Here is a 20,368-nt window from a genome sequence, read left to right as displayed (position 1 = left end):
CTTTCTGAATCATGGCATCGCATTCGATGACCCGTCAAGCCACCTTTCCGTAATCCCGCAAGACACCGGTCCGGCATTTTGAAAAGTATTTACCCGGCGGCTGTAACCGCTGTCCGGATATCCCTGACCAGTCGTTCGACAACGGCCGCCACGCGTCCTTCGAAGTAGAAATGGCCGCCCGGGAAAAGATGCTGACCGAGGAAATCCTCGGCGCCGTCCGCCCAGTCGAGCAGGCTCTCCACGGGCACCACGCGGTCGTCCTCGCCGCCGAAGAGCGACAGCGGGACCCGCACGTCGGCCGAGACGGTCCGCGGCTCCCAGGTCTCCACCACCGCGAAGTCGGCGCGCACCCGGTCCTCGAACAGCGCCCAGACATCGTCCTCGTCCAGCACCGCCGGCGGGATGCCGCCCATCGCCCGCAGCGCCGCCCTGAGCCGGTCCCCCGGCATCCGGTGCAACGGCTCCCCGGCCAAACCGTCGCCGGGCAGCTCCTCGTACGGCGCGCCGCAGGCCGAGACCCCGAGCCAGCACGGCTCCGGCAGCCCGCGCGCGGCGAGCCGCGCGGCCGCCTCGTACGCCACGAGGGCGCCCATGCTGTGCCCGAAGAGCGCGAACGGGCGGTCCATCAGGTCCAGCGTCCGGCCGATGAAGTACTCCGCGAGGTCACGGGCGTTGCGCAGGGCGGGGCGGTCGCTCGTCCGCCCGCGGCCCGGCGCCTCGAAGAGGCACACCTCCCAGTCGTCGGGGACGTGCCGGGCCCAGTCGGTGAAGGCGAGATGCGAGCCCGCCGCGTGGTGCAGCAGAAAGACCCGCAGCGCGGGGTCGTCCACCGGGCGGGGCCTGATCACCGCCTCGCTCACCTCGGTCGTGCCGTTCACGCCGCCGCCCTTTCCCGCCGGACGGCGCGCAGCATGCGGGTGAGCACGCTGCCGTCGCCGGCCTCCCGGAACGCGGTGCGGCCCTCGGCCAGCAGCCCTTCGAGGGTCTGCCGCCACAGCACGGGGTGCGCGATCTGTTCGAGCAGTACCTGGGCGATCTCGGCCCCGTCGTCGCCGTACGGCGCGGCGTGCCGGTTCGAAAGCACCGGCATGGTGGGTGCCGCGAGCGTCGCGGCCTTCAGTACCGGCGCGAACGCGTCCGCTGCCGGGGCCATGTGCGAGGTGTGGAAGGGCCCGCTGACGTCCAGCCGGCGGACCATCCGGGCACCCGCCGCGCGCGCCACGTCGGCGGCCGGCTCCAGGTCCGCCGCCGGGCCCGCGATCACCGTCTGGTCCGCGGTGTTGAAGTTGGCGGCCTCGATGCGCGTGAGCCCGGCCCGGCGCAGGACGAGGCGGAGGACCGCGTCGTCCAGGCCGACCACCGCCGCCATGCCGCCGCCGGTGACCGCGGACATCGCGCGCGCCCGGGCCGCGACCAGCCGCAGCCCCTCGGCGAAGCCGAACACCCCGGCCGCTTCCAGGGCGTTGTACTCGCCGAGGCTGTGCCCGATCGCGGCATCGGGGACGCCGTGCTCCTCGCGCAGGACGCGGTAGCCGAGCGCGTTGACGGTGTAGACGGCGGGCTGGGTGTATTCCGTACGGCCGAGCAGCCCGTCGGGGTCCTCGGTGCACAGGCGGCGGACGGAGTACCCGAGTACGGCGTCGGCCGCCTCGGTGAGTTCGGGGAAGCGGTCGAACCAGTCGGCGCCCATGCCGGGGCGCTGCGCCCCCTGGCCGGGAAACATCAGGACGTAGCTCATGGGGTGGTGATCCTCGGTTGGGTGTCGGATGCCGGCCGGGGGCCGGGGTGGAAGCGGCTGTCGGTGAAGAGCAGCGGCGGGGCCGCCGAGAGCACCTCGAACTCCTCGGCGCGGCCCACCAGTACGGTGTGGTCGCCTGCCGGGAAGGCGCCGGCCAGCGCGCAGTCGAAGGCGGCGACGCCCTCGGTGAGCACGGGCGAACCGGCGTACGCGGCGGGCCGGTACGGGCGCCCGGCGAAGCCCGCCGCGCCGGCCGGGCGGCCCGGGTCGGCGAACCACCGGGCGTCGGCCTCCTGGTGCGCGGCCAGTACCGTGACGGCGAACCGTCTGCTGTGCAGGGCCTGGCCGAGGAGCCGGGAGCCGTTGCCGAGCGTCACGAGGATCATCAGCGGGTCCACCGAGGCCGTGGCGAAGGCGTTGACGGTCGTGCCGTGCGGCACTCCCCCGGCCAGCGCCGTGACCACGGTGACCCCGGTGGGGAACCGGCCGGCGGCCCGCCGGAAGCGGCGCCGCTCGGCCTCGCTGCCGCTCCGGGACGCGGCCGGCTCCGTCACGGTGTTGCTCGCGCCGCTCCTCATGCGCACCGCTTCCGGAGCGCGTCGAGGTGGCCAAGACCGTCCAGTACGGTCTTGACCGGCAGCCCGAAGTCGATGAGGCAGGCCACCTCGTCCACGCCGAGCCCGGCCAGCCGCTCGACGACGCGGGCGGCCTTGGGGACCGTGCCGAGCAGCCCGCCGTCGTCGTAGTAGCGGTCGAAGGCGCGAGCCACGAGGAAGTCCACGTCCTTCTCCTTGAGCTTCGCCGGGTCCACCCGCCGCGCGCCCGCCGTGCCCGAGCCCAGCAGCAGCCCCAGCGAACTGCGCAGATACGCCTTCAGCGGGTCCCTGACGAGCTGCCGGACCTCGTCCTCGTCGGCGCCGAGGAAGGTGTGCACCATCAGGACGACATGGCCGTCACCACCGTCCGGGCCCGCGCTCGCGGCGTACGCCCTGCGGTACTCGCGGATCTTCCCCGCCAGCTCGTCCAGGTCCTGGCCGAGCAGATGGGTGAGGACGCCGGCGCGCCGGTCACCCGCGGCGCGGAAGGTCTCCACGCCGCCTGCGCTGGTGATCCAGACGGGCAGCTCCCGCTGGACGGGCGGCGGATAGGCCCGTACGCGCTGCTCGGCACCGGCCCCGTCGGCCACCGTCAGCTCCTCGCCGCGCCACAGCCGGCGGACGTCCTCGACGGTATCCGTCATGACCTTCCTGCGGTCGGCGTACGACTCCGGGCGGAGCGCGAAGTCGACCGCGTGCCAGCCGGAGGCGAAGGCGAGCCCCACCCGGCCGCCGGAGAGGTTGTCGACGACGGACCACTCCTCCGCGATCCGCAGCGGGTGGTGCAGCGGCGCGACGACACTGCCGGCGCGGATGGCGACCCGGCTCGTCACGGCGGCGACGGCGGCTCCGGTGACGGCGGGGTTGGGATAGAGCCCGCCGAAGGGATGGAAATGGCGCTCGGGGGTCCATACGGCGGTGAAGCCGCGCTCATCGGCGAACCGCGCGCCTTGGAGCACCAGGTCGTAGCGGCCGCGCGCGGCCGGGTCGCGGCCGTCGTCCCCGAAGTAGAACAGGCTGAAGTCCATGTGCTTCTCTCTGGCTCGGTTGAGTGATGCCGCCGGTCAGGCCGCGGTGGCCGCCGGCTCGGCGGCGGTCCGCTCGGTGGCGAACGGCCGGTTGCGCTCGGCCCAGCGCGCGACCGCGGGCGTCGCGAGGCCCCCGGCGAGCAGGACGGCCGCGAAGACCAGCCAGCCGGCGCTGCCCCAGCCGATGAGCAGGGCCGTGGTGAGGGCCGGTGTGACGGCGGCCCCCGCGCGCTGGGTGAGCCCGAAGAGGCCCTGGTACTGGCCATGGGCCTGGGAGGGCGCGAGGTCGTAGGACAGCGCCCAGGAGCCGGCGGAGTGCAGCATCTCGCCGATGACCTGCACGAAGGCGCCCGCGAGCAGGCACGCGGCGGCGACCCACGCGGGCTGCCCCGCCGAGAGAGCGAAGATGCCGCAGGCGAGCGCGAGCACCAGACCGGAGCGGCGCATCGCGCGGGCGCCGCCGCGCACGTCCTCCGCGCCCCGGCTCAGGCGTACCTGGAACAGCACGCACATCGCGGTGTTGAGGAACATGATCGCCGCGTAGACGGACACCGGCGCGTCCGTGCGGTCCGCGATCCAGATCGGCAGCGCGGCGGTGAGCAGCGCGTCCGTGCCCAGCACGAGGACGGCGTTGAGCGCCGAGACCGCCAGGTACGGCACATCCCGCAGGACGTGCCGCGCCCGCTCCCCCTCGGCCGCGGCGGCCTGCGTGGGCGCAGGCAGCGCGAGGCAGCTCAGACCGCCGAGCACGAAGAGCGCGCCCGCGCCGAGCAGCATGGCGGTGTAGACGGTGTGGGAGTCCGCGGTCAGCGCGACGCCGCCGAGCAAGGTGCCGCCCGACAGGCCGACGTTGATGACGGACTGGAGGTACGCCCTGGCCCGTACCCGCTCCCCCGGCGGGAGCGCGTCCGCGATCAGGGCGCCACGGGCCGCGGTACTGGCCGAGTCGGCCATCGCGGCCAGGCTGACCACGACCAGGAACCCGGCGAACCCGCCGGCGAGCGCGTACCCGCAGACCAGCAGCCCCTGGAGCACGCCGAAGGCGATGGACGCGGTGCGCGAGCCGAGCCGGTCGGAGAGCTGGCCCGCCGGGATGCTGACGGCCATCCCGAGCACCGCCGAGACGGTCAGGCCGAGGCCCACCTGCGCGGCGGGGACGTGGACGGCCCGGATGAAGTACAGGACGCTGACGGACAGCAGGAAGCCGTTGCCCACCGTCCGGGCGAGATTGCTGACGGTCAGGACGCGCACGACTCCGGGCGGCGGCACGAGGGCGCGCAACAACCGCACTGGTTTCCCCGCCATGTCAGGCCGCCGGGACGGGGTCGGTGAACCGCTGCCGCAGCGCGGGGCGGTCGATCTTCCCGTTGGGGTTGAGCGGCAGCTCGTCGAGGTGAACGAGGCGGCGCGGCACCATGTGGACGGGGATGTGCTTGCGCAGCCAGAGGAGCGCGGCGGACGGTGTCAGCTCCTCCCCCGTGTAGCAGCCCACGAGTTCCGTCCCGTCGGCACCGGGCACCGCCACGACGACCGCCTCGCGCATCGCCGGGTGGTGCCGCATCGCGGCCTCCACCTCGCCGAGTTCGATGCGGTAGCCGCGCACCTTGACCTGGTTGTCGAGCCGGCCCAGGTGGACCAGCACGCCGTTCTCGTACCGGACCCGGTCGCCGGTGCGGTAGTAGTGCTCCGTGGTGAGCCCGCCCTTGCCGTCGTAGGGTTCCGCGGTGGTGCCGTCGAAGGAGACGAAGCGTCTCTGGTCGTCGGCCGGGTCGAGATAGCCGTCGAAGCGCTGCGAGCCGCGGACGCACAGCTCGCCCTCGGCCGCCGGGCGGCCCTCCTCGTCCAGGACGAGCTGGTCGAGGAAGGGGTACACGGGCCCGATCGGCACGGTGGCGTTGGATGTCACCGGCCACTGCGCGGGATCGGCGGGGAGGCGGAACTCCGTGCAGGCGACGGTGAGTTCGGTTGGTCCGTAGACGTTCTCGATCACGGCGTCCGGGGCCACCGCACGCCACACCTCCGCCTGCCGGTACGTGAGCTGCTCGCCGATGAAGATGCCGTACCGCAGGCCGGTGACCAGCCCCGACGGCAGATTGCCGAGCCCGGCCGCCACCGAGACGAGCGAGGGAACGGAGAACCAGTGCGTGATGCCCCGCTCGACGAGGTGGTCGACCGGCTTGAGCAGCTCGGAGCGCTGCGCCGCCACGAGCGTGGCCCCCGCGCCCCAGGTCACGAAGAGGTCGAAGACGGAGGGGTCGAAGGTGAGGTCGAAGGTGTGGGACACCCGGCAGCCCGGCCCGACCTCGTAGCGCTCGATGTTGTGCGCGAGGTACGGGGAGAGGTTGCGGTGCCGGATCGGCACGCCCTTGGGCCGGCCGGTGGAGCCGGAGGTGAACAGGACGTACGCGAGGTCGTCGGGGGTGGTGCCCGGACGCTCTTGGGACGGCGGCTCCGCCCCGTCGGCCAAGGTGGCGGCCTCGGCGTCGGTCAGGGTGAGCCGGGTGTGCCCCGGCCGCTCGGGGAAGTGCGGCAGTTGGGCAGCGCCCGCCTCGTCGGTGAGCAGCACCTCGGCCCCGGCCAGCTCGTACACGCCCTGATTGCGGCGCGCCGGGTAGCCCGGGTTGAGCGGGGTGACGACCGCGCCGAGGCGCAGCGCCGCCAGGTACCCGGCGAAGGCGGTCAGGCTGCGCGAGGCGAGCAGTGCGACGCGCTCGGGGGCCCGCCCGTGCTCCCGCAGGATGCGGGCGGCGAGCGCGGCGGCGCAGGCGTGCAGTTCGCGGTAGGTGAGGCGGTGGTCGCGCACCTCCAGCGCGGGCGCGTCGGGGTATCGCTCGACGGAGCGGGCGAACCAGTCGTACAACGTGTGGTCGGTCATCGTGCTCCTCGGGGCAGGGCGTGGGTGGCGAGGGAGGCGTCATGGGTGGCGGTGAACTCCAGGCAGCGGCGCAGCAGTTCACCGGTGGGCGGGGGCCGCAGGTCCTGCCGCTCCAGCCAGGGCCGCCAGGCCGCCGCCTCCAGCCGGGCCGCGGCGCCGGGCGCGCTCGCGTGCAGGGCCCGGAGCGCGAGCGGGTCCAGGGCGGGGGTGTCGTGCTCCAGCGCGCGCAGGGCCACGGCACGCTGCCACTGCCGTACGGGGACGCCCTCGGTCGGCAGCCCGGCGTCGGCGAGCAATCCGAAGAGCTCGCGTACGGTCACGGCCCGCTCGTCCGCCAGGTGGTAGACGCGGCCCACCGAGCCCGGCGCGTCCATGAGGCCGGCGATGGCGCGGGCCGCGAGATCGACCGGGGCGAGCGGCAGCGGCCGGTCGTCCAGCGGGTGGCGGCCGGTCGCGGCGCTGCCGACGAGCAGTTGGACCAGCGGGTCGTGCGGATCGCAGGCGCCGTCGGCGAGCGCGCCGAGCAGCAGCCCGGTACGGAACACCCGGACCCGCATGCCGTCCCGCTCGGCGCGCTCCACGAGCCGCTCGCCGACCCAGGCGGCCACGGCCGCTCCGTCGCGTCCGGGGTCCAGCGGCTGTTCGCGCTGCTCGGCGAGGAGGGGCTCGCCGCCGAGCGCGGGCGCGCACGCGGCGAGCGTGGAGAGCAGTGTGAGGTCCGCGATGCCGTGCTCGCGCTGCCAGCGCAGGAGTTCGGCGAGCGGCAGGACACCGTGCGCGCGGACCTCCTGATACGTGCCATGGTCGCCGGGCGCGGGCGTGGCGTGCGCCACGCGCCCCACGCGGCGGGCGAGTTGGCCGTCGCGGTGGTGGGCAAGGGCCTTGCCGAGCGCGGTCGGGTCGGCGGGGACGACGGACACCCGGGCGGGGTCCGGTACGGGCAGTCCGAAACGCGCGGCGGCCGCGGCGAGCAGGGCCCGGCCCGCGTCCTCGTCGGGCACGGGCAGCAGACGGTGCACCCGGGCGTCGGGCCGTCGCAGCAGCAGCTCGTGGAGGACGAAGGTCTCCAGCGCGCCGGTGCCGCCGCCGGTGAACAGGGTGTCGGGGCCGGGCGTACGGGAAGGTGCGGCGGGCTCGCCGAGCGGGAGCGCCAGGTCGGCGTCGATCGCGTCGGCGGGGCGGTCACTCGGACGTGCCTCGTGGTCCTCGGAACTCCCGCCGCTGGTGGCCCCGGCATCCGTCCGCCGCAGGCCGCGGACGATCTCGGCCATCCGGCGTACGGTGGCCTGTCCGCCGCCCGCGCGGTGGACGTTGACCGGTACACCGTGGCGACGCTGTACCGCGGCCTCGATCCGCATCGCGGCGAGCGAGTCGCCGCCCAACTCCGCGAACTCCTGGTCGAGGCCGAGGGCCGGCACGCCGAAGATCTCCCGCCAGAGGGCGAGCAGCCCGGCGGTCACGTCGTCGGCGTGCGTCTCGTCCGCGGGGCCGCCGGGCTGCGCCTCCTCCGCGGTGGCCGGTGGCGCGCCGGTCGGGGCGGCGAGCGGCGGCAGGCGGTCCAGCGCCCAGTACCGCCGCCGCGTGAAGGGGTACGTGGGCAGCGGCACCCGCCGCCCGCGTCCGGCGGCGAGCGCCGCCCAGTCCACGTCGGCCCCGTGCAGCCAGGCGTCGGCCACGGCCTCGTCGATACGGTCGTCGATCGCGCCACTCGAGGCGTCAATGGCCACCACGTGAGCGTCACCCTGGGCATCCGTACCGCCCGTTACCACCTCGGCGCGCCCCCGGAACGCCGCGAGCAGTCGTTCGCGTACGGCCTCGGGCAGCGAGCCGTCCGCCGGGAGGACCAGCCGCACGGACCGTGCGACGGGGGGCGTGGCGGTGGCCGGGGTGCGCAGCACCGCGGGCAGGTCGCCCGGTGCCGCGCACACCACTCGCCGCCGCGCGAACACGGTCCGCCCGACGCGCAGCGTGTGGGCGGCATCCGCAGCACTGACGTCGCCCCGCTCCAGCACGTCCGCCAACTCCTCGGACAGCGCGCGAAGTTCGGCATCGTCGCGAGCCGAGAGCACCAGGCGCACCCGGTCGCGGTCCGGCGCCGCGGGGCTTGCGGGGCTCGGCGGCGGGCCGAGTACGACGCTCGCGTTGGTACCGCCCAGGCCCATCGAGTTGACCAGGACGTACGGCTCGCCCTCGGTGATACGGCCGGGCTCGGTGGCGATGCGGAAGGGGCTGTCGGCCAGCTCGCCGGGGCTGCGGGGGCGGTCGAAGCCGGGGTGCGGCGGCACCTCGCCGGTGCGCGCCACCTCGACGGCCTTGATCAGCCCGGCGATGCCCGCCGCCGGCCCGCAGTGGCCGATGTTGGCCTTGACCGAGCCCAGGGCGCAGAAGCCGGTACGGCCGGCGGGTGCGGCCAGGCCCTCGGTCAGGCCGCGCAGTTCGATGCGGTCGCCGAGCGGGGTGCCGGAGCCGTGTGCCTCGACGTACCGCAGCTGGTCCCCGCGCACGCCCGCGACGTCGAGCGCGGCGGCCACTACGTCGGCGAGCCCGGCGGGGCTGGGCGCGGTGAAGCCGGAGCGGGCCGACCCGTCGTTGCCGACGGCCGAGCCACGGACGACCGCGAGCACCGGATCGCCGTCCGCGAGCGCGTCGGCGAGCCGGCGCAGCACCACGACACCGACGCCGGAGCTGAAGGACGTACCGGTGGAGCGCGCGTCGAACGGCCGGCAGTGACCGTCGTGGGAGGCCAGCGCGCCCGGCTGATGCCGGTATCCGAGTACCGGCTCGTTGACCGCCGCCCCGCCGGCCAGCGCCAGGTCGCACTCGCCCGCCAGCAGGCTGAGCACGGCGTAGTGCACCGCGGTCAGCGAGGAGGAGCAGGCGGTCTGCACGCCGATGGACGGGCCGCGCAGGCCCAGCTTGTACGCCACCCGGGAGGGCAGGAAGTCGCCGAGCCCGCCCAGGTGCAGCATGACGTCGTCCACCGCGCCCAGCACGCCGTCGGCGCGCGCCCTGGCCACCTGGAGCGCCGCCATGTACGTGCTGGGGCTGCCGCCCGCGAAGACGCCGGTGACCAGTGGGTCGCCGGTGGGCGGGTGCCCGGCCGACTCCAGCGCCTCCCAGCACACTTCGAGGAAGAGCCGCTGCTGCGGGTCGGTGGCCTCGGCCTCGGTGGGCGAGTAGCCGAAGAACTCGGCGGCGAAGTCCTCGGCGCCGTCCAGCGTCGCCGCGGTCGTCACGTACGAGGGGTCGTCGAGGGTCTCGTCGGTCAGCCCGGCCGCGCGCAGGGACGCGCGGTCCAGCTCGCGGAACGCCACCCGCCCCTCGGCGAGGTTGCGCAGGAACTCCCCGGGGTTGCGGGCGCCGGGGAAACGGCAGCCGGTGCCGATGACCGCTATGGCCGCGTCGTCGTTCACGCCGCCGGCTCCGCGGATCCGGCGCTGCCCGCGCCGCGGCGGCCGAGGAGGCGGGCGCGGCCCGCAGCAGCCCCGCCGGACCGGGCGCCCGTGGTCTCCCGCGCCGAGCCCTCCGTGCCGTCCGCGCCGTCCGCGCCGGCGAGCAGCGCGGCCTGGGCGTGCACGGTGCTGTGCTGGAAGAGGTCGGCCGCGTCCAGTTCCCGGTCGGTCAGCGCGGAGAGCTGGTCGAGGAGGACGATCAGCAGCAGCGAATCGCCGCCCGCGTCGAAGAAGTTGACGTCGTACGAGACGGTGGGCACGTCCAGGACGTCCCGCCAGGCGGCGGCGATCGCCTCGGTGAGCGCGGCGGGGTCGGCGGGTGCGGTGACGTCGGCGGTGCCGGGAGTGGCGTCGGTGAGCACGGGGGTCTCCAGGTCGGTGGTGAGGTCGGCCGCGGCGGCGGCGAGATCGCCGAGCAGCGCGTCAGCGGTGGTGGCGTCGAACAGGGCGGTGGCGTAAGTGAGATGGAGCCCGAGGCGGTCGGCGCCGCCGGTGACGGTCAGCTCCAGCTCGTACTTGAGCTTGAGCGCCGGGGGCATGCGGTAACGGGTCGTGATGCCGGGCCCGAGGGCCGGCGGGGTGGCGGGCGTATCGGTCGCGGAGAGATAGACCGGGGTCACCGGCGGGCGGCCGAGGTCGCGTTCGGGGTGCAGCGCGGCGGCGAGCGCGTCGAAGGGCGCGTCGGCGTGCCGGTAGGCGGTCAGCGCGGAGCCCTTGACGCGGGTCACGAGAGTGCGCCAGCTCGGGCGGCCGGTGAGGTCGGCCCGGAGCAGGAGGGTGTTAACGAACATGCCGACGGTGCCGGCGGCCCCGGCGCTGTCCCGGCCGGCCCAGGGGAACGCGAACAGGAAGTCCCGCTGCGCGCTGCGCCGGGCCAGCACGGCGGCCAGCAGCGCCGCCGCGGTCATGAACGTCGTACAGCCCAGCTCGGCGGCGATCTCCCGCAGCCGCGCGCTGTCCCCGGCGGGCAGCCGGAGCTCCCGAGTGGTGGCGGCCTCGATGCTCTGGGTCCGCTGCCGCGGCCGGTCGTACGGCAGCGCGATATCGGTCGGCGCGCCCCGCAGCTCGGCCAGCAGCGCGTCGAGCGTGCCGTCGGGCACCGCGGGCGCCGGCAGGCTCGCGGGGTGGGTAGCGGGCGGTGGATCGAACGGCCGCCCCGCACTCAACTCCCGGTATCCGTCCGCAAGTTCCTCCATGACCAGGTCGAGCGACCAGCCGTCGGAGACGATGTGGTGGACGGCGTACAGCAGGACCGTGCGGTCCCCGGCGAGCGCGATCACCTCGCCGCGCGCGGGCGCCTGCCGGGCCAGGTCCACCGGCGCCCAGCACTCCCGTGCCAGGTGGGCGTCCAGCTCCTCGCGGGTCCAGGCCGCCGCGTCGAGGAGGGTGACCTCCGGCGGGCTGCCGTCGGTGCGGTACTGGACCCGGCGCGCCTTGGTGTCCAGGGTGAAGCGGGAGCGCAGGGCCGGGTGGCGGGCGAGCACCGCGGCGAAGGCGTCCCGCAGCAGCGCGCGGTCCACCGGCCCGTCGATCTCGACGACGCCGGGCGCGAGATAGGCCGCGCGCACGGCGGGCAGCCGGTCCATGAGCCACAGCCGCTGCTGTACGGGGGTGGCAGGGTGCGGGCCGCCGTCGGGCCGGGGTCCGTCGCCGTCCGCCGTGCGTGCGGCCTCGGCGGTACCGGCGTCGGCCGCAGCAGCCAGCGCGCGGGCCAGGCCCGCGACCGTGGGATCCGCGAGGAAGGCCCGCAGCGGTACGGCGGTACCCCACTCGCGTTCGGCGGCGGCCAGCATGCGCACGGCGAGCAGCGAGTGACCGCCGAGGGTGAAGAAGTCGCTGTCGGGGGCGAGGTCGCCGCCGTCACCTCGGCCGGGGCCCGCCTCGGCCAGGACCGTGGCCATCAGGCGGGCCACCTTGCGCTGGCCGTCCGTGAGCGGGACCGGCCGGTCCTCACCGTGGGGCAGCGGGCGGTCGCGCAGCTCCGCCAGCGCCGCGAAGTCGACCTTGTCGTTGGCCGTGCGCGGCAGCGCGGGCACGGCGTGGACCTCGGCCGGAAGTACGGCGGCGGGCAGCCAGTTCAGCAGTGGGCGGACGATGTCCTCGTGCGTCGGCGCCGCGTCCGGGGCGAGCTCCACGTAGGCGACGAGCCGCTTCGGGGAGCCGGTCGCGTGCACGGCGGCGGCCGCGACGGCCGGGTTCTCCTCGATCAGCGCGCGGACCTCGTCGGGTTCGATCCGGTTGCCGAGGATCTTCACCTGGTCGTCGATCCGGCCGAGGTACTCCAACTCCCCGTCGGCACGCACCAGTACGCGGTCACCCGTGCGGTACATCAGCGCGCCCGGCACGTCCGCGTACGGGTCGGGCAGGAACGCGGCGGCGGTGCGGTCCGGCATCCCGAGATAGCCCAGCGCCACGCCGGCACCGGCGACGTACAGTTCGCCCGGCACGGAAGCGGGCAGCTCCTCACCGTGCGGGCCGAGCACGTAGGCGCGGGTGTTGGGCAGCGGTCGGCCGATGGCCGGTGCGCGGGCGTCCCCGGGGTCGACCACATGGCACGTGCTGTTGCAGGACGCCTCCGCCGGGCCGTACACATTGCGGACCTCTGCGCCCCAGCGGCGGGCGCAGTCGGCGGCGAGCGCGCGGGGCAGTGCCTCGCCGCCGGAGTAGACGACGCGCAGCGCGCAGCCGCCCGGTCCGGCGTCCGGCTCCGCGCTCAGCATGGCGTGCAGGAGGCTGGGGGTGACTGAGCCCGCGACGGTCGCGCCGTCCGGGCCGTGGACGAGCCGCAGCAGGGCGGCCGGGTCGCGGCGTTCGACGTCGTCGGCGAGGATCAGCCGGGCCCCGGCCAGCAGGCCCTCGACGACGTTGAAGGCGGCCGGGTCGAAGGCGGTGCCCGCGGTCACCAGCAGCCGGTCGGCGGTGCCGAGACCGCAGTCGGCCGCCCACCACAGGGCCGTGTTGAGCAGGCCGCGGTGCGGGACGAGCACGCCCTTGGGGCGGCCCGTCGTCCCGGAGGTGAAGATGACCACGGCCGGATCCTCGGGGCCGGGCCGGAGCGCGGTGGGCGGCCCGGCCGCCTCCCCCAGCTCCCGGAGCTCCGCGAGGTCGACCGGCTTGGCGTCCATGTCCAGGCCGCGGAGCAGGTCCGCCCCGGCCTCGTCGACGAGGACCGTGGCGGCCCCGGTCTCGCGCAGCACGAAGGCGATACGGGCGGCCGGGGTGTCCATCGCGAGGGGCACGAAGGCGGCGCCCGCGCGGAGGGCGCCCAGCCAGCCGGCGATCAGCGCCCCGCCGCGCGCGGTGAGTACCGGTACGAGCGTGCCGGGTCCCGCTCCGTGTGCCGTCAGGTGCCGGGCCACGGCCCGCGACCAGTCGTCCAGCGCGTGCCAGGAGAGCTCCTCCCCGGCGCAGATCACCGCGGTGTCATCGCCGTTCATGGCGGCGAACCGCAGGTCGAGCAGGTCGGTCACGGTGGTCATGCGTCTCCTCCTCCGTGCGGCGCGGCGGCGCCGGATGCCGTACCGGCGAGCCGGTTCCGGTACTCCGCCGCCAGATCGCGCCGGGGTCCGGCCAGCACGGTGCGCGGCGGGCGGCCCGCCGACGGGTCGGTCAGGGGCAGGGCACGCAGCGCGGTGCCCGGTGCGGCGACGGCCGCGGCGAGCAGCGCGGTGAAGTGCGCGGCGAGCTGCCGTGCGGTGTCCGCGGAGTACCGGTCGGTGTCGTACTCGACCGTGCCGCGCAGCCCGTCGGGGACGTACTCCAGGGTGAGCGTCACGTCGAGCTTGGTGGTGCCGGTCGGGAGCAGCCGCGGCGGGCCCCAGCGCGGCCGGTCGCCGAGCCGGGGCGCCGGCGCGTTCTGCAGGACGAAGCCGATGGTGGCCAGCGGCGCCGGCGCGCGGGTCCGGTCAGCGCCCGCACCGGCCGTGAGCTGCTCGAACGGCAGGCGCTGATGGGACAGCGCCCGGAACGCCTCGCCGCGTACCTCCGTGCACAGCCGCTCGAAGGTCCAGTCGGCCCGGGGCTCGCAGTGCAGCGGGACGGTGTTGACGAAGAAGCCGATGAGTTCCTCGACGGCGGGGTGCGGGCGGTTGGCGGCGACGGTACCGAGCAGGAACTCCTCCCGGCCGGTCCAGCGCTGCACCACGGCCTGGAACGCCGCGAGCAGCACGACGAAGGGAGTGGCCCGGACAGCCGACGCCAACTCACCTACTCGGGCGGCGAGTTCAACGGTTACATGGAAGGCGTGCTGAGCGCCGCGGCGGTCGCCCTCGGGGAGCGCGGGGCGCGGCGGGCAGTTGCCGAGCGCGAGATCGCCGGACACGGCACGCAGTTGCGCGAGGCGCGCCGCCACCCGTTCGGCCATGGCGGGGTGCGCGGCCACCTCGCGGTCCCACTCGGCGAAGTCAGCGTATTGAACAGCAAGTTGGGGGAGCTTCGGCGTGACGCCGTCGACCGCCTGTTCGTACGCGGCGGCCAGATCCTCGTACAGCGCGCCCAACGACCAGCCGTCCACCGCGATGTGGTGGACGACCAGCAGCATCGCGTCGCCGTCCGGGCCGCCCCGCCACACGGTGCAGCGCAGCGGCGGCCCGGCCGAGAGGTCGAAGGGAGCACGGGCGTGGCGGGTGAGCTCGGCCTCCCCCGGCGGGCCCGTGAGCACCTCGACGGGAACGGGTGCCGCCTCGCCGATGTACTGGACCGGGCGGCCTTCGTGCAGCCCGTAGGTGGTACGCAGGATCTCGTGGCGGGCGACGAGCGCGGTCAGGGCTTGGGCGAGCGCGGCGGTGTCGACGGGCTCGTGCCAGTGGGTGAGCAGCGGGACGTTGTAGGCGGCGGAGCCGGGGGCCGCCGCGTCGATGAACCACAGCCGCTCCTGCGCGCAGGAGAGTGGCGCGGAGGTGGCTGCCCGGCGGGTCAGGGGCGGCGAGGGAAGCTGCGCCATCAGACCGCCTCCGCCGACTCGCGTACCCGTCCGGCCAGTTCGCCGATGCCGGCGGCCAGCAGGATGTCGTACGGCTCGACATCGGCCGCGAGCACCTCGCGGATGCGCGCCGCGGCCTGCGTCGCGAGCAGTGAATTGCCGCCGAGGGAGAGGAAGTCCTGGTCGGGGGCGGTCGCGGGGGTGCCGAGGACCTCGCCCCAGATGCGGGTGAGCGCGTCGGTGACGGGGTCGCCGGAGGACGGTCCGGCGGGCTGCTGCGAGTGCGCCGCCTCCCCCGCGCCGTCCGTCGCGCTGTCTTCGACGATCGCTGTGGCTGCCTCGATCATCGCGTCGATGCGTCCGCGGTCGGCCTTGCCGGTGGAGTGCAGCGGCAGGCTCGCCAGCGGCGCCCAGCTACCGGGCAGCATGTACGCGGGGAGGGCACGGGCGAGCGCGGCGGCCAGCTCCTCGGCACCGCCTCGCTCTCTCCCGCCGGAAGGCAGGAACGCGCCCGCCAGCCGTGCCGCCGGCCCCTCGCCCACCTTGCTCACGAACGCGGCTTCGGCGAGGCCCGTGGCGAGCGCCGCACGCTCGATCTCCTCCAGCTCGATCCGGTAGCCGCGCAGCTTCACCTGCCGGTCGGCGCGGCCCACCAGCTCCAGTTCGCCGTCGGGCAGCTCCCGCACCAGGTCACCGGTGCGGTACATCGGCGTGCCGGTGCCCGGTTCGGGAACGAAGGCGCGGGCGGTGCGCTCGGGCCGGCCGAGGTATCCCTTGGCGACACCGGGGCCGCCGATGCACAGCTCGCCCGGCTGCCCGGGAGCGACCGGTCGCAGTTCCGCGTCGAGGACGTGCAGCGTGGTCTGCTGGATGGCGCGGCCGATGGGAATGCGGTCGCGGCCCGCGAGCGAGGCGTCGGTGCAGTCGAAGGACGTGGCGAAGACGGTGGCTTCGGTCGGGCCGTAGCCGTTGACGAGGCGCTGGGGCGGGCCCGCTGCGAGTACCGCGCGGACCGCGGCCAGGTCGAGCTGCTCGCCGCCGACGACGAGGTTCCGCAGCGTGTGCAGTGCGCCGGGCCGGGTGCGGGCGACCAGGTGGAAGAGCGAGGTGGTCAGGAAGAGGGTCGTGATGTCCTCGTCCTGGAGGAGGGCCGCCCAGCGGTCCATGGCGAGGTCGACGACGGTGGGCAGGACGACGAGCGTGGCGCCCGCGGTGAGCGCGCCCCACACCTCGAAGGTGGTGGCGTCGAAGGCGGGGTTGGCGGCCTGGCCGACCCGGTCACCGGGGGCGATGGTGCAGAAGGTCGCGTCGGTGACGAGACGGCGGACGGCCCGGTGCGGTACGACGACGCCCTTGGGCGTGCCAGTGGAGCCGGAGGTGTAGCCGATGTAGAGGGGGCTGTCGCCGTCTACGGGTACATCGGGCACCTCGAACTGCTGGTCCGGCGCCGGGCGCTCCACGGCCACCTGCCGGACCCCCGGCACCCCGGCCGTGCGCCCGGCCCGTCCGCCGTCCGCCGGGTCGACGAGCACTGTGCGGACCCCCGCGTCCGCCAGGACCGTGGCCACCCGCTCGGCGGGGGCCTGGGCGTCGAGCGGCAGGTAGGCGGCGCCGGCCCGGGCGACGCCGAGGAGGGCGACGATCAGTGCGGTGCCGCGCTCCAGGTCGACGGCGACGGGCTCGCCGGGCGCAACACCGTGCGTGGCGAGCGTGTGCGCCAGCCGGCCCGCCTGCTCCCAGAGCTGACGGTAGGTCAGGGAGGGGCCGCCGCGTGCGTCGCGTACGGCGCAGGCGTCGGGGCGTTCCCCGACGTGCGCGGCGACGAGGTGGTGCACCCCGAGCGTGCCGGCCCGTGGGACGGCGGCGTGCGCGTACTTACCCATGGCTCAAGTCCTTTGGTCGTCATCCGTGGAGCGCCGGCCGCGGCTGCGCGCGGCACGGCACGGCACGCCGGACCGCGGCGTGCGGTACGGCGGGCCGGTGAACGGCATGGAGTACGAAAGAAGACGTAGACGCCCCAGAGGACGGCGGCGGGCGCCCCATCGCGCCCCCGCGGCCCTCTCACCGTGCGATCGCCGGTGGCTTCCGATCACTAGTTGCGCGGGGAGGGCGAACGGTTTACGGGACTTACGGATACGCCGACGTGACCTGCGCCACTCGGCCGGGTACGCGAACGGGCCGGCCTCCCGGGGAGGCCGGCCCGCTGCGTGGTGCGGTGGCGCGGTGGTTCAGACGAGGTGGCGGCCGCCGTCCACCATCAGCACCTCGCCGGTGGTGTAGGCGGCGGTGGCCAGGGCGTGCACCGCCTCGGCGACATCTTCCGGCGTGCCGACCCTGCGCTGTGGGGTGTTGGCGGTGATCCAGTCCCGCGAGCCCTCCCACACCTGCGGAGCCTCGTCGTACCAGGGGGTCTCGACGAGGCCGGGGGCCACGGCGTTGACCCGGACGTCGGGGCCGAGGGTCGCACCGAGCAGGCGGGTCATGTGGTCGACGGCCGCCTTGCTGACCGCGTACGGCACTGAGCTGCCCATGGCCCGGCTGCCGGAGACGGACGAGATGTTGACGATCGATCCGGCGCCGGTGGCCTTCAGGTGCGGCACGGCTGCGGTGATGACCTGCCAGGTACCGATGACGTTGACGTCGAGGATGTCGTGCCAGACCTTGGCGTCGACCGCGTCCAGGTCATCGAGCGGGATGAAGTGGGTGCGTCCGGCGTTGTTGACGAGCACGTCGAGCCGGCCGTATGTCTCGACCGCGGTGTCGACTAGCCGCCGGGCGTCCGCGGGATCGGCGATGTCGCCCTGGACGTAGACGGCGTCGGGCAGCTCGGCGGCCAGCTCCTCGCCGGCCCGCACGGACGAGGCCGAGTTCACGACGATGCGCATCCCCGCGGCCGCCAGGCGGCGGGCGACGGCGGCGCCGATACCCGAGGACGAGCCGGTGATGAGGGCGACGCGTTCTTCACTCACACATACCTCCGCATAACGCGATTCGGACGGAACTCGCCTCTTCGGCCCGGGATTTCGGCTCCCGGCCGGTGCGCCGGAAAGACCTTGACGCTCTCGGAGGCGACCCCTAGAGTACCAAGAAATGGAATCAGGCTTCCACATTGTGGAATATGCGCATGGGATGCCTGTCACGTGAGAGTGGGGGTCTCTCACGGTCTCCACGCGCGCTCCGCTGACCACGGACACCGCCGGAGGGCCCCCGCCCGCACACCGAGGGGGTCGCCATCAACGCCGCACAGTTCGCTCCGTTCGCACTCGTCGTCTGCGCGGCGGTGCTCACCGGGGCCGTGGGGCGGTCCGCCGGGCCGCCGGCGCCGCTGCCGCACCCGGCGGAGTGGGCGCTCGGCGGCCGGCGCCTCACCGCGCTCCCGACGAACCTGCTGCTCGGCGGCACGGTCATCACCGCGTACACCTATGTGGCGATCCCCGGGCTGATGTTCGGCGCCGGCGGCCTCGCGCTCTACGCGCTCACCTACCTGCTCCTGCTCACCCCGCTCCTCATGCTGGTGCTCCCCCGGCTGCACCGGGTCGCGGCCCGGCACGGCCTGGTCACCGCGGCCGACTACGTCCGCGCCCGGCACGGCTCCCACACGCTCGCCCTGGCCGTCGCGCTGACCAGCATCCTCGCGACGATGCCGTACCTCGCCCTGCAGGTCATCGGCGTGACCACGCTGCTGGACGCGATGGGCCTGCCCGTCGGCGGCGCGGCCTGCGCCGTCGCCCTCGTCGTGGTCCTGCTGTGCTCCGCCGCGCTGATCCACCCGGGCGGCCTGCGGGCCTGCGCCCGGATCGCTCCGGTGAAGGCCGCGCTGTGCGCCGGAGTACTGATCCTCGTCGCGGTCCTGGCCGTGGCGGAATTCGGCGGCCCCGGCGCGGTGTTCGCCGCCGCCGACCGCCGCCTCGCCGCCCAGGGCCTGTCCCTGGTCGTACCGCCGGAGTCCGTCACCGCGTACGCCACTCTGGCGCTCGGCTCAGCGCTCGCCCAGCCGATGTATCCGCAGATCGTGACGGCCGCGCTGGCGAGCCGGGGCCGCCGCCCGCTGCGCGCCGCGATCGCGGCCCTGCCGCTGTGGGCACTCTCCCTTGCCCTCTCCGCGTTCCTCGGCGTCGCCGCGCTGGCCGCGGGCGTACAGACCCACCCGGGCCACGCCGAACTGGCCGTACCGCTGCTGATCCGCAACCTGGTACCCGAGCAGTTGGCCGGCTTCCTGTACGGCGCGCTCGCGGTCGGCGCGCTGCTGCCCGCCGCCGTGATGGCCATCGGCATGGCGGCGCTGCTCGTCCGCAACGTCTACAGCGAGTACCTCAACCCCACGGCCACGCCCAAGCACGAGGTACGGGTCGCCCGCACCGCCTCGCTCGGCATCACAGCGGGCGCGCTGCTGTTCGCGCTGGTCCTGCGGCCGCAGGACGCCGTCAATCTGCATCTGCTGGGCGGTGTCTGGGTGCTGCAGACACTGCCCGCCGTCGCCCTGTCGCTGTTCACCCGGTGGTTCCACCACCGCGCGCTGCTCGCGGGCTGGGCGGCCGGCATGGCCGCCGGCACCGCCCTCATCTGCCTGCACGGCTTCTCCTCCGTGGTGGACCTCGGCATCGGCCCGCTGCACGCCCCGATCTACGTCGCGCTCCCCGCACTCGTACTGAACCTGGCGACCGCCGCCGTCCTCACGCCCGTGCTGGACCGGCTCGGCTCGCCCCGCTGGAAGGACGCCACCACCTGCGGCACGCCCCATGAACGCCGCGGTTCCAGATACACCGTCGTCGTCGACTGACCTGACCGTCCAAGGACGCATCGCCATGCAGCCATCGCCGCTCTCACCGCCCTCACCGCCCTGCCCACCGGGCGGCACCCTGACCGGCCCGCCCCCGCCGGGCGGCCCGGGGCCCGGGTGCGCCCCGCCGGACCGTGCCGCTCCCCTGACGCTCGACCTGCGGGACGCCGACCGGCAGGCGGCCATCGCCCACCTCTTCGACACCCACTACACCCAACTGCTGCGGCTGGCCGTGCTGTTGGGCGCGGACGGGGACGCCGAGGACGTGGTCTCCGAAGCGTTCTACCAACTGCACCGCCGCTGGCCGAAGCTCAAGACGCCGGACGCGGCGGCCGGCTATCTGCGGTCCATCGTCTGCAACCTGACGCGGATGCGCATCCGCCATCTGCGCGTCGCCCGCCGGCACGCCTACCGCGAGGTCGACGAGCACGTGCTCTCCGCCGAGCATCAGGTGCTGCTGCAGGACGACCACCGCGCGCTGCTGGCGGCCCTGCAGACGCTGAGCGCCCGGCAGCGCCAGGCCCTCGTCCTGAAATACTGGCTGGACCTGAAGGAGTCGGAGATCAGCGAAACGATGGGGATCTCCACCGGCGCCGTGAAGTCGCACACGGCCCGCGCCATGACGAAGCTGAAGTACGCGCTGAGGAAGGTCGCCCGGTGACGGACGAGGTGGGTACCGAAGCGGTGCCGGACGGGTCCGAGGAATGGCTGCGCCGGGCCCTGGACGACGTCGCCTCCTCGGTGTCCGCGCCGCCGCAGGCGTACCGCAAGGGCCAGGCGGACTGGCGGCGCCGCGCGGTGCGCCGCAAGGCGCTGCTCGGCATTCTGGTGCTGACGGTGGTGGCCGTGGCCTGCGCCATCGGCCTGCTGGTGCTGAGCTGCGGCTCGGCGAGCACGCACGTCATCTACGACGACGCCGGGACGGGAACGGTCGTGGTGCCGTTCCCGCCGGCGTCCTCCTGACTCTGCGGCCCCTCA

General features: G+C 74.7%; 14 protein-coding genes. 3 read left to right on the top strand and 11 right to left on the bottom strand.

Translation table 11 applies throughout. From position 1 onward, the window contains the following. Window positions 1-89 precede the first annotated feature (89 nt). The 11 genes from IG84_RS0109260 to IG84_RS0109210 form a co-directional block, all read right to left on the bottom strand. Entirely contained in the window at window positions 90-878 is a 789-nt protein-coding gene (locus IG84_RS0109260) for a thioesterase II family protein (RefSeq protein ID WP_051861545.1), read from the bottom strand. Next, window positions 875-1,738 carry an ACP S-malonyltransferase gene (gene fabD / locus IG84_RS0109255; RefSeq protein ID WP_031053706.1) on the bottom strand — a complete coding sequence of 288 codons (864 nt, stop codon included), beginning with the start codon at window positions 1,736-1,738 and terminating at the stop codon, window positions 875-877. The genes IG84_RS0109260 and fabD overlap by 4 nt, the downstream gene beginning before the upstream one ends. Continuing rightward, window positions 1,735-2,316 carry a flavin reductase family protein gene (locus IG84_RS0109250; protein WP_078648704.1) on the bottom strand — a complete coding sequence of 194 codons (582 nt, stop codon included), beginning with the start codon at window positions 2,314-2,316 and terminating at the stop codon, window positions 1,735-1,737. The genes fabD and IG84_RS0109250 overlap by 4 nt, the downstream gene beginning before the upstream one ends. Beyond that, window positions 2,313-3,362 (bottom strand): MupA/Atu3671 family FMN-dependent luciferase-like monooxygenase, encoded by a 1,050-nt coding sequence (locus IG84_RS0109245; RefSeq protein ID WP_031053701.1) that lies wholly within the window; start codon window positions 3,360-3,362, stop codon window positions 2,313-2,315. The genes IG84_RS0109250 and IG84_RS0109245 overlap by 4 nt, the downstream gene beginning before the upstream one ends. Window positions 3,363-3,398: 36 nt before the next feature. Further along, window positions 3,399-4,667: an MFS transporter gene (locus tag IG84_RS0109240; RefSeq protein ID WP_037799644.1), complete on the bottom strand. Its 1,269-nt coding sequence runs from the start codon at window positions 4,665-4,667 to the stop codon at window positions 3,399-3,401. Between the two features lies 1 nt (window position 4,668). After that, window positions 4,669-6,237, bottom strand: coding sequence for an amino acid adenylation domain-containing protein (locus tag IG84_RS0109235; RefSeq protein ID WP_031053698.1), 1,569 nt, complete (start codon window positions 6,235-6,237; stop codon window positions 4,669-4,671). After that, on the bottom strand, window positions 6,234-9,650 hold the full coding sequence (locus IG84_RS0109230) for a beta-ketoacyl synthase N-terminal-like domain-containing protein (RefSeq protein WP_031053696.1): 3,417 nt from the start codon (window positions 9,648-9,650) through the stop codon (window positions 6,234-6,236). The genes IG84_RS0109235 and IG84_RS0109230 overlap by 4 nt, the downstream gene beginning before the upstream one ends. After that, the gene (locus IG84_RS38775) at window positions 9,647-13,168 is read right to left on the bottom strand and encodes a non-ribosomal peptide synthetase (protein ID WP_051861543.1); all 3,522 of its coding nucleotides are present in this window, start codon (window positions 13,166-13,168) and stop codon (window positions 9,647-9,649) included. The genes IG84_RS0109230 and IG84_RS38775 overlap by 4 nt, the downstream gene beginning before the upstream one ends. Further along, complete coding sequence (locus tag IG84_RS0109220; RefSeq protein ID WP_051861542.1) at window positions 13,165-14,631, bottom strand: condensation domain-containing protein; 1,467 nt, start codon at window positions 14,629-14,631, stop codon at window positions 13,165-13,167. The genes IG84_RS38775 and IG84_RS0109220 overlap by 4 nt, the downstream gene beginning before the upstream one ends. Then, window positions 14,631-16,493 carry a non-ribosomal peptide synthetase gene (locus IG84_RS0109215; RefSeq protein WP_078648703.1) on the bottom strand — a complete coding sequence of 621 codons (1,863 nt, stop codon included), beginning with the start codon at window positions 16,491-16,493 and terminating at the stop codon, window positions 14,631-14,633. Before IG84_RS0109215 ends, IG84_RS0109220 begins: the two co-directional genes overlap by 1 nt. 345 nt (window positions 16,494-16,838) lie before the next feature. Next, window positions 16,839-17,579 carry an SDR family NAD(P)-dependent oxidoreductase gene (locus tag IG84_RS0109210; protein WP_031053688.1) on the bottom strand — a complete coding sequence of 247 codons (741 nt, stop codon included), beginning with the start codon at window positions 17,577-17,579 and terminating at the stop codon, window positions 16,839-16,841. 326 nt (window positions 17,580-17,905) lie between these two features. Between IG84_RS0109210 and IG84_RS0109205 the strand changes: the two genes are divergently transcribed. The 3 genes from IG84_RS0109205 to IG84_RS0109195 are packed head-to-tail and all read left to right on the top strand — an operon-like array spanning window position 17,906 to window position 20,353. After that, the gene (locus IG84_RS0109205; RefSeq protein WP_157848848.1) at window positions 17,906-19,390 is read left to right on the top strand and encodes a sodium:solute symporter family protein; all 1,485 of its coding nucleotides are present in this window, start codon (window positions 17,906-17,908) and stop codon (window positions 19,388-19,390) included. Window positions 19,391-19,415: 25 nt separating this feature from the next. Next, entirely contained in the window at window positions 19,416-20,051 is a 636-nt protein-coding gene (locus IG84_RS0109200; RefSeq protein ID WP_078648700.1) for an RNA polymerase sigma factor, read from the top strand. Continuing rightward, window positions 20,048-20,353 carry a hypothetical protein gene (locus tag IG84_RS0109195; protein WP_030263283.1) on the top strand — a complete coding sequence of 102 codons (306 nt, stop codon included), beginning with the start codon at window positions 20,048-20,050 and terminating at the stop codon, window positions 20,351-20,353. The genes IG84_RS0109200 and IG84_RS0109195 overlap by 4 nt, the downstream gene beginning before the upstream one ends. The last annotated feature ends 15 nt before the right edge of the window (window positions 20,354-20,368 follow it).

This window comes from Streptomyces ochraceiscleroticus (genome assembly GCF_000720485.1).
GTDB lineage: Bacteria > Actinomycetota > Actinomycetes > Streptomycetales > Streptomycetaceae > Streptomyces > Streptomyces ochraceiscleroticus.
This window is presented reverse-complemented; position numbering and strand designations above follow the sequence as displayed.